The organism is Halonotius terrestris (genome assembly GCF_006861665.1).
Classification (GTDB): domain Archaea; phylum Halobacteriota; class Halobacteria; order Halobacteriales; family Haloferacaceae; genus Halonotius; species Halonotius terrestris.
Map to the genome: position 1 here is coordinate 194,200 of NZ_RKLU01000002.1, position 12,896 is coordinate 207,095.

Below are 12,896 nucleotides of genomic sequence, written 5' to 3' on the forward strand. Positions count from 1 at the left end.
GTTGGTTCAATTTTCGGGGATGTACGATCTCGTGGCCGCTGCGACCTCGCCAGTGAAGTCATCCGTAACAGTTCCCTGTCTACCGACGATATGGAGGTCGTCTTTCAGCGTCGCTACCGTCCACGGCAGGACGTAACTCTGCTGGGATGGCTCACCGCGCACCCATGCCTCACTCGGGACGACAATACTACCGGAATGATGTGACTGTGTCGTGAACGCAACGGCGATGGATTCCGTCTCCGGATACGGCAGTGTCTCGTCGGAGACGACGAGCCATGGACGTGGATTTCCGCCGTCGGTTGCAAACGGATCCGGTGCCCATACCACGGTTCCGCGTTCCGGCATGGATTACTCCTCGTTTGTCGTCGCGTCCTGCTGGCGGTCGTCGATAGGGTCGACAGCATTCTCCATCCATGCGGCGACCGCGTCGTCATCGAACCCGCCATCGACCGCGTCGGCCGTCGCCGCGCTGTGGTGGCCGGCGGCCGCTGCTGCGTGTTCGTCGTCGGCAATCGCCCAAAACCGGTCGCGGTGAGCGACGAGGCCGTGATCTTCGAGCCGCTTCAGCGTCGGGCCGACGCTCCCGGCTGGTACGTCGACCGCTTCGACGATCTCGCGCTGACGAAACGCGCGGTCGGCGTTGGCAAGCAGGAAGCGGTAGACCGCTCCCTGTGTCGTCTCCGGTGAGAGATCAGGGCGGGACGTATCGTCCTCGTCGATCCCCTGAAACTCGTCTTTCGAGATCGGCATCGTATGTACTCGTTTGTATTAGAACCTATTAGCCGTTGTCACGGCTCGTTATTCCTCGTCAGGCAGCAACGCGGCCGGCGCCCCGGCCAACGCTTCTAGCGCGTCAGCCTCGACGTGATGGAGGTCGCCTGGAATCACCAGCAGATGCAGCGGCTCGCCGAAGGACCGCTCGGCCAGTGCTGACAGTCGGTCGGCGGCCACGAGCGGCTCAGGGCTGCCGGCGCGGGCGACGACGACCGCGAGTTCATCCGCCCAGTCGCCAGCGAGCAATTCGGCGGCATGGTCGGCGGTCATGTACGGTTCGTCGGTATCGAGTTCGGCGAGGTCGCGGTGGGTGTCGACCTTGATGTCGAGGTAGACGAGCGTGTGCAACCCACGTTTGCGGTTGGCGTCGATGGATTCGATCACGCTCGGCGGCACGTCGCCCGCGCCGTGGACAGCCGGGAACGGCAGCGTGACGGCCTTGCCGAAGCGGTAATTTTGGAGGCCGGTCAGCCCACTGGCGGCGGTTTCGGCGGTGACGCCGTGGATCACGTGGGTGTCGATCCCGCGGTCGGCCGCCCGGACTCGGAGGTCGGCGTGAGTCGTCGAAATCATCGTATCGCCCGCCGTGAGAAACGCCACGTCGGTGTCCTCGGCAGCCCGCAGCATCGGCTCGGGATCCTGTTCGACGCCCGCGCGGTCCCGAACTTCGATCTCGGTGTTGTGGTGGGATTCGAGGTCTTCGACGGTCGCACCCAGCAGGCGACTGGTGTAGAACTCCGCGAAGACGCGGTCAGCCGCCCGGAGTGCGGCTTCGCCCTCACGGGTGATCGACTGCTCGTCGTAGAGTCCGAGCCCGATGAACGTCAGCATACTCCGACAGATGGCGGCGGGGTGAATAAACGCCGTGTTCGGGCGGCTGGATTAGAGCAGGAACACGACAAGCAGGAACGCGACGAGGATCGAGCCCGTCAACAGCAGCTGTGCGACCGAGGAGGCCAACACGCCGGCTGCGGTGTAGACGCCACGCCGTGCGGCCGTCTCGATGTCGGCCCCGTCGGCGAGTTCGAGGGCGATCACGGTGGCGACGACGCCGACGATGATGCCGAGCGGGCCGAGCACGAACAGGAGGACGAAGCCGACGACCGCCGCGATCAGGACGGTCCGGTTCGACGAGCCGCCGAGCTTCGCGGCGATCGGGCCGCCGACTTGGTCGATCACGACCGTCGCCACCGCTGCCAACGTCAGCGCGCCGAGGGCCACCGGGCCGAGGCCGTCGCTCCCGAACAGCGCGTACACCCAGACGCCGGCCAGCGAGAACAGGCCCGAGGGAACCGCCGGGAGGAGGCTGCCGGCCATCGCGGCGACCATGAGGACGACCGCGGCGACGAGGACCAGATCGACCATACGACCCCTCCAGCCGGCAGCGCGAAAAAGCCCACGCCGGACGGCGGCGGGTCGCTCACGTCTCGTATCGTGCTTGTTCGTCGGCAACGACGTCGTTATCGACGGCCTCGCAGAACCGCGTTGCGATCGTGCCGAACTCACGTTTGCACTGGCGTTCGGACACGAAGTCGAGTTCCGCCGCAACCGACGCCCACGGCTTGTTCTGCAGGACTTTCCGCACCAGCAGTCGCTCTTGCCGGGGCGACAACTCAGCTATCGGCTCCAGTAGGTGTGCCATCGTGACCTGTCTGAAGACGTGCGGAGACGCCTCGTATGTTCCCGGTCCATAGGCGACGCCTGCCAGCAGTCGCCAGCCGCGGTCGTCGAGGTCGATACCGCCCGCCATGTCGTCGGTCAGCGACGCTGCACGCAACGCTGCCCGCACTACATCCGGATCGAGCGACGACAGCGCGTCACCAAGTTGTCCGGCGATCCGCTCGCGGAACCACCGGCTGTGCCACTCGGCGAGGGCTTCACCCGCCGGCGAACAGGGCCGCAGCATGAGCGCGGAGTGTTCGCCGCTGGTCGCGTTGCGCGTCACCGAGAGATGCACCGTTTGGTAGCCGTTGGCCTGCCAGAACGACAGCAGCCGCGGTGTCGCGCCGAAGCCGACGCCGAACCAGTCGACATCGTCGCCGAACTCCGCGTGACACCGCGCGAGGAGTTCGGAGCCCAACCCACGCGAGCGGGCGGCGTGGTGTGTGGCGATCCGCATCACCCGGTAGCCGACCGGGTCGGCGGCCGTCGGATCGCGTAGCTGGCTGGTCAGTACGTCCGGCAGCATATTGCCCTGCACGCGCTGGCCGCGGTAGATCGCGTCCTGCTGGTCACTGCTCAGGCCGCCTTCGCGGGCGAGCAGCGCGACCGAGACGGGGTGGCCGTCGTGGGTAAGCGCGCGCAGTTCGAGGTTCGGCGCGTCGAGCAGCCGGACGAGGTCGTCGGGTTCCGTGCGGTAGTGCGCCGCGACGAGCAGGCCGACGACCGAGCGGAACAGCTCCTCGTCGTTAACGAGGTCGTCGGCCGACAGCCGTCGATAGCGCACGGTGTCGGGTGTCGCATCGGCGACGAGCTGGTCGGCCGGCGGCTCCGCGTCGAGCAGCAGCGTCCACGCGAGCCACGCTTCGACCGGGTCGTCCTGTGCGTATCGGATCGGCTCTCGTAGTTCGATGTCGGTCACGTCGTGAGCCGATTCGGCCAGTCGCTCGCGGAACCGAACCGCAAAGCCGCGGCCCGAGCCCTCGTAGCCGTGGACTGTCGTACAGAAGCCGACCGCCGGCGCGTCGAGCAGCCGCTCCAGCAGCCGAACCGGCAGCGCGGCTGCCTCGTCGACGAGGACGACATCGGGTTGGTCTGGCAGCGTCGCTGCATCCAGCGGCGATTCGAAGCGAATCTGCCCGCCGGTCGTCGTCGCCAGCGGCGGGTCAGTTCGGTCGTCGCTGTCGTCATCGGTTGCATCCTCGGTATCGAGGCAATTTAGCGTCGTCAGCAGCTCTCGGGCCCGCTCGAACAACTCGGCGGCGTTGTCGACGGCGGGTGCGGTCACGAGCCCGTCCCGGCCGTCGGCTGCCAGCGCGGCAGCGGCCAGTCCGGCCGCACTCGATTTCCCGCGGCCGCGGTCGGCTTCGACGACGACGGCGTTGCCCGGTGTCGCCAGCACCGACAGACCGGCGACGGCGCGCGCCTGATCGCCCGTCCGACAGGCTTCGTAGGCGGCTGCGGGAAACGGGGTATCGGTGTAGACGTGTGGCTCAGAGGTTGGCGTCGACTCGACGGGTTCGATCAGGCCGTCGCGTTCGATGCTGGCCTCGTACTCCGGCTCGCTGCTGTCCGGTGTCGTTGTCGAGAGTCGGGCGATCGCCACGCCGGGATGCTGCCGCAGTGTTGTGACCAACCGCTGCCGAAAGCGGTTGCCGACCTCGTCGCGCGAAAACGGCGGCACAGCGACCTGATCGACCAGTGCGGTGAGTTGTGTTGGCACGTCCTCCAGCGGCGGGAGCAACAGCACGAGCAGGCCGCCGCCGTCGACCGCGCCGGTGACTTGGCCGAGCGCGTTCGCTGAAAATCCCTCGTGGCAGTCAAAGACGACGATCTCGCGGGTCGTTCCCATCAATTCGTCGGCGTGATCGGGATGCAGGCGGTGGTATTTGAACCCTTCACGAGTCGTAACTAGACTCACCGCCGCGTCGTCGACGCCGGCTGCCTCGATCGTGGTGTAAGCGGCGTCGAGTCCGACCTCGCGGTCGCCAGTGAGCGCGAGCAGTCGTCGCTCGTTGGCGGCAGCGGCGTTGTCGCGGAGGTCGGTGACGAGGCCCCTCAGATCCATACCCCGGCTTGCGGCAGCGTCGGCAAGGCTCTTTCCGTCTCCGCCCTCTCGCCGTTGGACTGCTATTCGTCGTCGCTGGCCTGCGCTCCGTCGTCGCCGAAGCGGTCGGACTCGTCGTATTTCTCCAGGAGTTCCTGTCGATGATCGAGCTGGTCGGTCGCCCGGCGGAGCACGCCCAGCAGCGTGTGAATCTCTCGACCCGTCGGGTGAGACCGACCGATCAGTCGACGCATGAGCCGCTGGGTTTTCTCGCGTTTCCGCTCGTTGTAGTTCTGGGCGTCGAGAAACGTCTCGAAGTAGTCGTAAAACCGCTCGATGGACTCCTCCTCGGCGCGTTCGTGCTCGCGGTCGGGGAGTTGCGTCTCGTCGACGGTGAGATCCCGGAGTTCGTAGAGGACGATCGTGGCAGCCTGTCCGAGATTCAGGACTGGGTAGTCGTTGCTGGCGGGAATTGAACAGATCTGATCGAGTTGTTCGATCTCCTCGTTGTAGAGCCCGCGTCCCTCCCGGCCGAAAACGATGGCTGTTCGGCTGTCGATCGATTCGAGGGTTTCGGCCAACTCGGCCGGCGTGGTGTACGGAAACCGGCGGTGACGGTGACTGTCTTCGCCGGTGATCGCGGTACAGCCGACGGTATGGTAGTTGGCGACGATCTCCTCGAACGTGACGGTATCAGCGTTCGGCAGTACGTCCTCGCGGGCGTGGCCAGCGAAGCCGTAGGCCTCGCCGTCCGGCTCCAGCGGCGGCGGATCGACGAGTTTGAGATCCGACAGCCCGAAGTTCTTCATCGCACGGGCGATAGTGCCGACATTGCCCGGCGTTTCGGCCTCAACGACGACAACGACCGGTTCGTGGCTCATTCGTCGCTGGTCGGATACTCGGTGTCGATCTCCGCCAAATCGTCGGTGGTGATCTGTTCCTCGCTCGCTTCGTCGTCGTTGGGGTTGTCTTCCTCATCCACGTAGTCCTTGAGGTCGATCCGGTGGGGCTCGTAGTTTTCCTCCAGTTTGGCCTGTAGTTCTTGGGCGTTCGGGAGGTCGGGGAGGTCGTCGGGGTCGGTTTCGACGTGGTCGACAGCCCCGAACCCGTCGGGAGCGCGACCGCCGTCTGCGAACCACTCGTAGAAGGCGTCCGCGAGTTCGGGCTCGCCGCGGAGCCGACTCCCGCCGACCTCTTGATACCAGTAGATAAAGTCGGATTCGTGGTCGTCACAAAGGAGGACTTCTTCGCCGGGTTCGCCGTAGACGACCGCGGCTTGTGTCGCGCGGTGAACGTCCTCGTCGCCGTGGATGAGATGGCAGGCGTCGCAGGGTTTCTCGATCAGCGTCACGAGTCGGATCAGTCGCTGGCGGGAGTCCAAGGGGATGTCGTCGAGCTCCTTGAACAGGTCGTCGTCGGTGAAGATCTCGTCCTCGTCGAACCGCCAGCCGCGAAGTCCGACACTGACTTTGCCCATATCGCCGGTAGCAACCCCGTCGATAAAAACCACCTGTCTCCCGGTGGATCGGGGGGTCTATGGCGGCGGCGACCCCAGTAGCGGTATGCGAACTGTCGATGCCGCCGGCCTGCGGATCGGTGACGACCAGCCGCCGCGAATCATGGGCGTGTTGAACGTCAGCAGCGAGTCGCCCTACAAGCCGAGCGTCTTCAACAGTCCCGATGAGGCCGCCGAATACGTCGACCGGGAACTCATCGACGAGGGCGCGGATATCGTCGATGTCGGCCTCGAATCCGCCAACAAGAAGTTCGAGGTGCTCNCCNCNGAGNNGGAACTCGACCGCCTCGACACCGCGCTGGAAACCATTGAGAGCGTCTCCGGTGACGCCGTTTTCTCGATCGAGACGCGCTACCACGAGGTCGCCGAGGCGGCCCTCGACGGCGGCTTCGATATGGTNAACGANATCTGNGGGTTCGCCGACCCGNAGATGCCANGTGTCTGCGAGGAGTACGACGTCGCCGTCGGCAAGATGGCCTCGCCGCCGGACCTCGAACGACCCGGGGCCGTCGAGGACGTCGACGACATNTACGANGCNCTCGNNNTNAANGGCNTNACNGACAAGACGATCATCGACCCCGCGTTTGGGGGTTGGAGCGAGGACAAAACCATTGAGGACGACCGCGAAACGTTCCATCGGCTGCGGGAGTTCCGCGGCTACGGCCACCCGATTTTGGTCTCCATCAACCGCAAAAACTTCCTCCGGTCCGTTGCCGGCCGCGAGACCGAGGACGCCCTCCCCGTTTCGTTGGCGGCGACGGCGATGGCCGTCGAACGCGGCGCGCACGTCATCCGCACTCACGACGTGGCGGAAACGCGGGATGCCGCGCTGATCGGCAAGGAGTTCAGCCGGGATCGCCTTCGAGACACCGTCGACGACAGCGTCTCGGTCGAAGAACTCGATATCACGACTCGCCGGGAAGCCGAGCGGCATCTTGACCGGCTTGCCGCAGAGACCGACGTTGCCGATCACAGCGTCACCCGGACCTTCGAGATCGCTGGCTTGGGGCCGACAGCCCGCGAGCAACTGCTGTCCGCGGCCGCTGAGACCGATGGTGTCGCCGTCAGCGGTGCGTCTGACAACACTCTGGTATTGGTTGGCACGCCGGCCGGGGTCGAAACGCTCAAACGCCAGGTATCGGGCGGCTCACCCGTGATTACGGAGATTGTAGAACGTATCAGCGAACGGTGCTGTTAAGAGAAAACTTATGCCGGATGATGCTAAACGATCAGGTGGACGCCGGAGAGGCCACTGGGTAGGGGTACTGAGTGCTGATCCGGCCCATACAATATCTGCACTGGCGAGCACTCTGCTCGACAGTGAATATTTATTGCACCAATGAGCGACAGCCTTGCCTTCACCGAGTGGGAGCCGATCTACGAGGCGATCCTCGCGGATTTCGGGTTCGCCCGTGGTGCCGACGAGCAGGCCCGCGATGTCGCCAGCGAATTTGCCGAGCCGTTTGCACACGACCGCTTCGATGCCTTCGCGGACGCGACCGTTGCGGTCGTCGGTGCCGCGCCGTCGCTGTCGGCCGAAATCGACAGGTTCGATCCTGACAGCGTCGACGCCGTCATCGCCGCTTCGACGGCGGTCGACGTGCTGGCCGATGCTGACATCGCAGTTGATCTGATGGTAACGGATTTGGACAAAAACGCGGCGACGGCCTGTGATCTGACTCAGCGCGGCACGCCGGTGGCGGCACACGCGCACGGCGACAACATCCCAGCCGTTCGAGAGTGGCTGCCGCAGTTCGACAGCCAGCACACGCTGGTGACGACGCAGGCGGAACCCCGCGACGCTGTCGAGAATTTCGGCGGATTCACTGATGGCGACCGCGCGGCGTTTCTCGCCGACGCATTCGGTGCAAGCGAACTGCGATTCATTGGCTGGGATTTCGACGATCCGGACGTTGATCCGATGAAAGCCCGCAAACTCCAGTGGGCCGAACACTTGCTATACTGGCTGGAACGCCGTCGTGGCGACCGGTTCGCTGTCCTCGACGGGCGGCGCGACGCGCTGGCGACTGACCTGACGACGCTTTCGACCTCGACGTAGCCGATCACATCCACAACTTTCCTTATTCGACCGCCCGTGGTGGGGGTATGCAACTCCACTGGCACCGTCGGGATCTCCGCGGGGCCGACAACCGCGCGCTGGCGGCGGCCGCTGACGCGGCCGACGACGGCCTGCTGGCTCTGTTCGTCTTCGACGACGCGGTACTTGACCACGCCGGCGCGCCACGGGTCGCCTACCTGCTGGACGCACTCGCCGAACTTCGCGCGTGGTATCGCGAGCGCGGCGGAGACCTCCTCGTTCGCCACGGCGATCCTGAACAGGTCGTCGCCGATATCGCCGAAAGCGTCGCCGCCGACCGCGTCGTCTGGAACAAGGATTACTCCGGCTTGGCCCGCGAGCGCGACGCGTCGGTTCGCCAGGCACTCGCCGACGCCGACATCGCCCGCGAATCATACCACGACGCGATCTGCCACGAACCGGGGTCGATCACGACCAACGACGGCGATCCGTACTCCGTGTTTACCTACTTCGGCCGGAAGTGGCACGACCGGGAGAAAGACGACCCTTACCCTGCCCCCGACGCCAATAGGCTCGTTGACGCCGACGCGTTCGGCGTCGACCCCGGCTCACTGCCGACTCTGGGCGACCTCGGCTTCGAGGAGCCGGAAGCCGACCTGCTGTCGGCCGGCACCGAGGCTGCCCGCAAGCGACTCGAACGGTTCTGTGAGGACGGCATCTATCGCTACGAGAGCGACCGCGATTACCCGACCCGCGATTCGACCTCGCGGCTCTCGGCCGATCTGAAATACGGGACCATCGGAATCCGGGAGGTCTACTGGGCCAGCGAGGAGGCTAAGGCCGACGCCAGCGACGACGAGCGCGAGGAGATCGAGGAGTTTCAGTCACAACTCGCCTGGCGAGCGTTCTACACCCACGTCCTGTGGTTCAATCCCGAAGTCGTTTCGCAGAACTACAAGACGTACGAAAACGGGATCGAGTGGGAAAACGACCCCGAACTCCTGGCGGCCTGGCAGGACGGCGANACNGGCTACCCNATCGTCGACGCCGGGATGCGNCAGCTCCGCGNGGAGGGNTTCATGCACAACCGNGTNCGNATGATCGTCGCCTCCTTNCTNACNAAGGACCTNNTGNTCGACTGGCGCNACGGCTACGCGCANTTCCGCGAGCAGCTCGTCGACCACAACACCGCGAACGACAACGGCGGCTGGCAGTGGGCCGCCTCGACGGGNACNGACGCNCAGCCGTACTTTCGNATNTTNAANCCGATGACGCAGGGNGANCGCTACGATCCCGACGCCGAATATATAACGAAATACGTCCCCGAGTTGGAGGGTGTCGACCCCGAGGTCATCCACGGCTGGCACGAGGCGTCGCCGACACAGCGGCGCAAGGCTGCGCCAGAGTATCCCGCGCCGATTGTCGACCACAGCGAGCGACGCGAGCAGGCCCTGGCGATGTTCGAGGCCGCTCGTGGCGAGGACGACTAAGCCAGGGTGGCGATTCCGTCAGCGAACCCCCGTCAGCCGAACAGCCCCAATAGTTTGTAATCCTCGTCGGGCGAGTAGCGACGGAACAGCAGGCTGTTGGTCAGCACCGAGACGCTGGAAATCGCCATCGCGCCGGCGGCGAGCACCGGCTGGAGCAAGCCCAGCGAGGCCAGCGGGATCATCGCCGTGTTGTAGCCGAGCGCCCACACGAGGTTCTGCTTGATTTTCTGGAGCGTCGCCGCCGAAATTCGGATCGCCTTCACCACGTCGAGCGGGTCGTCGCGCATGAGCGTCACGTCAGCGGCCTCGATAGCCACGTCGGTCCCGGAGCCGATGGCGGTGCCGACGTAGGCGACAGCGAGCGCGGGCGCGTCGTTGACGCCGTCGCCGACCATCATCGCCTTGCGGCCCTCCGCCTGGATCGCCTCGACTGCGTCGGATTTGTCCTCCGGCAGTACGCCAGCGCGAACGTTGTCGGGGTCGATACCGACCTGTTCGGCGACCGCGCGGGCGGTGTGTTCGTTGTCGCCGGTGATCATCATGACGTCGATACCGCGTTCTTGCAGTGCAGCGACGGCGTCTTTCGCGCTCGGCTTGATCGTATCGGCGTCGGCGACGACGCCCGCGAGTTCGCCGTCGACGGCGACCAGCATCGCCGTTTTGCCCTCGCGTTCGAGTTCCTCCATCGTTTCGGCGGCGGGCTCGGTGTCGATGCCGTTGTCCTGCAGGAGTCGGCGGTTGCCGACCAGCACTTCGCGGCTGTCAACTGTCGCACGAATCCCCTGTCCAGGGACGTTTTCGAACTCTTCTGGCTCGCCTACGTCGATACCGCGCTCCTCGGCCCCCTCGACAATCGCGCGAGCAAGCGGGTGTTCGCTGCCGCTCTCGGCGGTCGCGGCGAGTCGCAGTATCTCGTCCTCGCTCCGCACGTCGTGCTCGGCGAGCTGGCCGCCGTCGGTCGCCGCCCCGCCACCGTTGGCGACTGCGTTGCCATCGCTGTCGAAGGCGACCACGTCGGTCAACTCCATCTCGCCTTCGGTNAGNGTNCCGGTNTTGTCGAAGACGACGGTGTCNACGTCNTNNGCGCGNTCGAGGATGTCGCCGCCCTTGAACAGGACGCCGTTCTGTGCGCCGATCGTCGTTCCGACCATCGTCGCTGCCGGCGTCGCCAGGCCGAGCGCGCAGGGACAAGCGATGAGGACGGCGGAGGCGAAGACGACGACCGCAAACTCGAAGACGGAGACGGTGCCACCGACGACGCCCGGCCCGCCGGCGACCGGCTCCCACAGCGGCAGCCACGCGACGAACTCCGCGAGCGCGGTCGGGAAGAGGAACCAGACAACCCCCCACAGCACGGCGTTGGCGATGACGATGGGGACGAAATACGCCGAGATCCGGTCGGCGACGTTCTGGATTTCGGGCTGCCGCGACTGGGCATCTTTGACCGTCTGGACGATCTGCTGGAGGGCGGTATCCGACCCCACTTTCGTCGCTTCGACGACGAGCACGCCGTTTTCGTTGATCGTCGAGCCGACGACCTCGTCGCCCTCGATCTTTTCGACCGGCACCGACTCGCCGGTCACCATCGATTCGTCGACCGCCGACTGTCCGTCGACGACGACGCCGTCGGTCGGGANCTGNTCGCCCGGCCGGACTTTCATCCGGTCGCCGACCTCGACGTCCTCCAGCGGGATCTCCGCCTCGCCGTCGTCGGTGATGACGGTCGCGGTGTCGGCNTCCATNTCGAGNAGCTTCCGGAGNGCNTCGCCGGCCTGNCCCTTCGAGCGGGCCTCGAGGTAGTTGCCGAGCGTGATGAACACGAGGATGAACGCCGCCGTGTCGAAGTACAGCCCGCCGGCGATCACGTCGNGCAGNACNGCNACGGAGTAGNCGTANGCNGTCGTCGANCCTAAGGCGATCAGCACGTCCATGTTCGCGCGCCCGTTCTTTACGAGAGCTTTGTAGGAGTTCTTGTAGAACGGCCGCCCGAGAACTATCTGGACCGGCGTCGCCAGCAGGAACTCGACCCAGCCGAACCGGACGCCGAAGACGGTCTCGGGGACGAGCGCGCCGCCGAGGAGGAACTTGTCGGCGAGAAACAGGAGCAGCGGAGCCGACAGCGCGGCCCCGAACAAGGTGAGCCGGAGCTGTTTGCGGATTTCGCCCTCGCGGGCCGCATCGCGGGCGTCGGTGTCGCTGTCGCCGCCCTCGCCGTCGCTTTCCTCCCGCACTGGCGAGTAGCCCGCGTTCTCGATGGCATCGTAGAAGGCGTCGATATCGGCGGCGGCCGGGTTGTAGCGGACCTGGGCCTCGTCGGTCGCGTAGTTCACGTCGGCCTCGATGACGCCGGGGAGGGCTTCGAGGGCCTCGGCGTTGGTGTCGGCGCAGTTCGCACACGACATATCCGTTATTGCGATTGTCACCGTCTCGCTGACCGCGCCGTAGCCCGCGTCGTCGATAGCGTCGTAGATCTCGGCCAGCGAGACGCTTTCGGCGTCGTATTCGACGGTCGCCTCGTCAGTCGCGTAGTTGGCACTCGCGTCGCTGACGCCGTCGAGGTCGCCGAGGGCGTCTTCGATTGTGGCCGAACAGTTCGCACAGGACATGCCCGTGATATCGATGTGGGCTGTTCGGGTGCTCATGGTAGTCTAGTATAGGGGTTCCTCCCTTACTGCGTTTTCTACTTCGAGAGTACGACTCGGGCGGCCCGCAAACTTTCGAATCCAAAGCGAGCCGCCAGCGGCTACGCGTCGGCTTCGAGGCGTCGGTAGCGGTCCTCGAAGCGACCCAGACACGATGAACAGCAGAAATGGTACACATCGCCGTCGATGCGGGCGGTTTCGCCCTCGCTGTCGACGGTGTTGCCACACTCGGCACAGGTCAGCGCGAACTCCACGCCCTCGATGGTGGGTGTCCATTCCACGTCGTCGACGAGTGTGACGGTGTAATCGTCGAGAGCAATGTCGTCGAACAGGCCAGCGACCCACTCGCGGACGTTCTGGGCTTCGACACGCGCGTAAAATCGGAGGTCGCCCTCGGCGGTGACGAACACGTGTTCGACCGCATCGGCGTCGTGAACGGTTTCGCGCGCCCCGTCGAGCGAGCCGGCCGGGAGTTCGAGATCGATCAGCACCGGCACGCCGGCCCGCAACGTCGAGCGGTTGAGATCGACGGTGAAGCCGTTGATGACGCCGGCCTCCTCCAGACGCGTGACGCGGTCGGAGACGGCCGGCCCGGAGAGGCCTACTTCCTCACCGATCTCGCTGAACGGGCGGCGGGCGTCCTCGGCCAGCATCGAGAGGATTTTTACGTCGGTTTCGTCGAGATCACGCATACCGGGGCTACACACGCCGATTACAATACGTTTCCCCT

The 12,896-nt window shown here is 65.4% G+C and carries 12 protein-coding genes; 3 read left to right on the top strand and 9 right to left on the bottom strand.

Annotation, left to right across the window (positions count from 1 at the left end; translation table 11 throughout):
• Positions 1-6 precede the first annotated feature (6 nt).
• From EGH24_RS04580 to EGH24_RS04610, 7 genes are all read right to left on the bottom strand, one after another.
• Positions 7-345: a type II toxin-antitoxin system PemK/MazF family toxin gene (locus EGH24_RS04580; RefSeq protein WP_142978990.1), complete on the bottom strand. Its 339-nt coding sequence runs from the start codon at positions 343-345 to the stop codon at positions 7-9.
• A gap of 3 nt (positions 346-348) precedes the next feature.
• On the bottom strand, positions 349-750 hold the full coding sequence (locus tag EGH24_RS15245; RefSeq protein WP_185903234.1) for a MarR family transcriptional regulator: 402 nt from the start codon (positions 748-750) through the stop codon (positions 349-351).
• Between the two features lie 48 nt (positions 751-798).
• Positions 799-1,605: a diphthine synthase gene (dph5, locus tag EGH24_RS04590; RefSeq protein ID WP_142978991.1), complete on the bottom strand. Its 807-nt coding sequence runs from the start codon at positions 1,603-1,605 to the stop codon at positions 799-801.
• Positions 1,606-1,656: 51 nt separating this feature from the next.
• Positions 1,657-2,139 (bottom strand): DUF456 domain-containing protein, encoded by a 483-nt coding sequence (locus EGH24_RS04595; RefSeq protein WP_142978992.1) that lies wholly within the window; start codon positions 2,137-2,139, stop codon positions 1,657-1,659.
• 55 nt (positions 2,140-2,194) lie between these two features.
• Entirely contained in the window at positions 2,195-4,501 is a 2,307-nt protein-coding gene (tmcA, locus tag EGH24_RS04600) for a tRNA(Met) cytidine acetyltransferase TmcA (RefSeq protein WP_142978993.1), read from the bottom strand.
• A gap of 62 nt (positions 4,502-4,563) precedes the next feature.
• Entirely contained in the window at positions 4,564-5,361 is a 798-nt protein-coding gene (locus tag EGH24_RS04605) for an RNA methyltransferase (protein WP_142978994.1), read from the bottom strand.
• Positions 5,358-5,957 (bottom strand): hypothetical protein, encoded by a 600-nt coding sequence (locus EGH24_RS04610; RefSeq protein ID WP_142978995.1) that lies wholly within the window; start codon positions 5,955-5,957, stop codon positions 5,358-5,360. The genes EGH24_RS04605 and EGH24_RS04610 overlap by 4 nt, the downstream gene beginning before the upstream one ends.
• An 85-nt stretch (positions 5,958-6,042) precedes the next feature.
• Between EGH24_RS04610 and EGH24_RS04615 the strand changes: the two genes are divergently transcribed.
• The 3 genes from EGH24_RS04615 to EGH24_RS04625 all read left to right on the top strand — a co-directional run bounded on the left by EGH24_RS04615 (position 6,043) and on the right by EGH24_RS04625 (position 9,524).
• Positions 6,043-7,194 carry a dihydropteroate synthase gene (locus EGH24_RS04615; RefSeq protein WP_142978996.1) on the top strand — a complete coding sequence of 384 codons (1,152 nt, stop codon included), beginning with the start codon at positions 6,043-6,045 and terminating at the stop codon, positions 7,192-7,194.
• 141 nt (positions 7,195-7,335) lie between these two features.
• Positions 7,336-8,055: a 6-hydroxymethylpterin diphosphokinase MptE-like protein gene (locus EGH24_RS04620; protein WP_142978997.1), complete on the top strand. Its 720-nt coding sequence runs from the start codon at positions 7,336-7,338 to the stop codon at positions 8,053-8,055.
• Between the two features lie 47 nt (positions 8,056-8,102).
• Entirely contained in the window at positions 8,103-9,524 is a 1,422-nt protein-coding gene (locus EGH24_RS04625) for a cryptochrome/photolyase family protein (protein WP_142978998.1), read from the top strand.
• A 32-nt stretch (positions 9,525-9,556) separates the two neighbouring features.
• On the opposite strand, the gene EGH24_RS04630 is transcribed toward EGH24_RS04625, so the two are convergent.
• Positions 9,557-12,166: a heavy metal translocating P-type ATPase gene (locus tag EGH24_RS04630; protein ID WP_142978999.1), complete on the bottom strand. Its 2,610-nt coding sequence runs from the start codon at positions 12,164-12,166 to the stop codon at positions 9,557-9,559.
• A gap of 101 nt (positions 12,167-12,267) precedes the next feature.
• On the bottom strand, positions 12,268-12,858 hold the full coding sequence (locus tag EGH24_RS04635) for an AsnC family transcriptional regulator (RefSeq protein ID WP_142979000.1): 591 nt from the start codon (positions 12,856-12,858) through the stop codon (positions 12,268-12,270).
• Between the last annotated feature and the right edge of the window lie 38 nt (positions 12,859-12,896).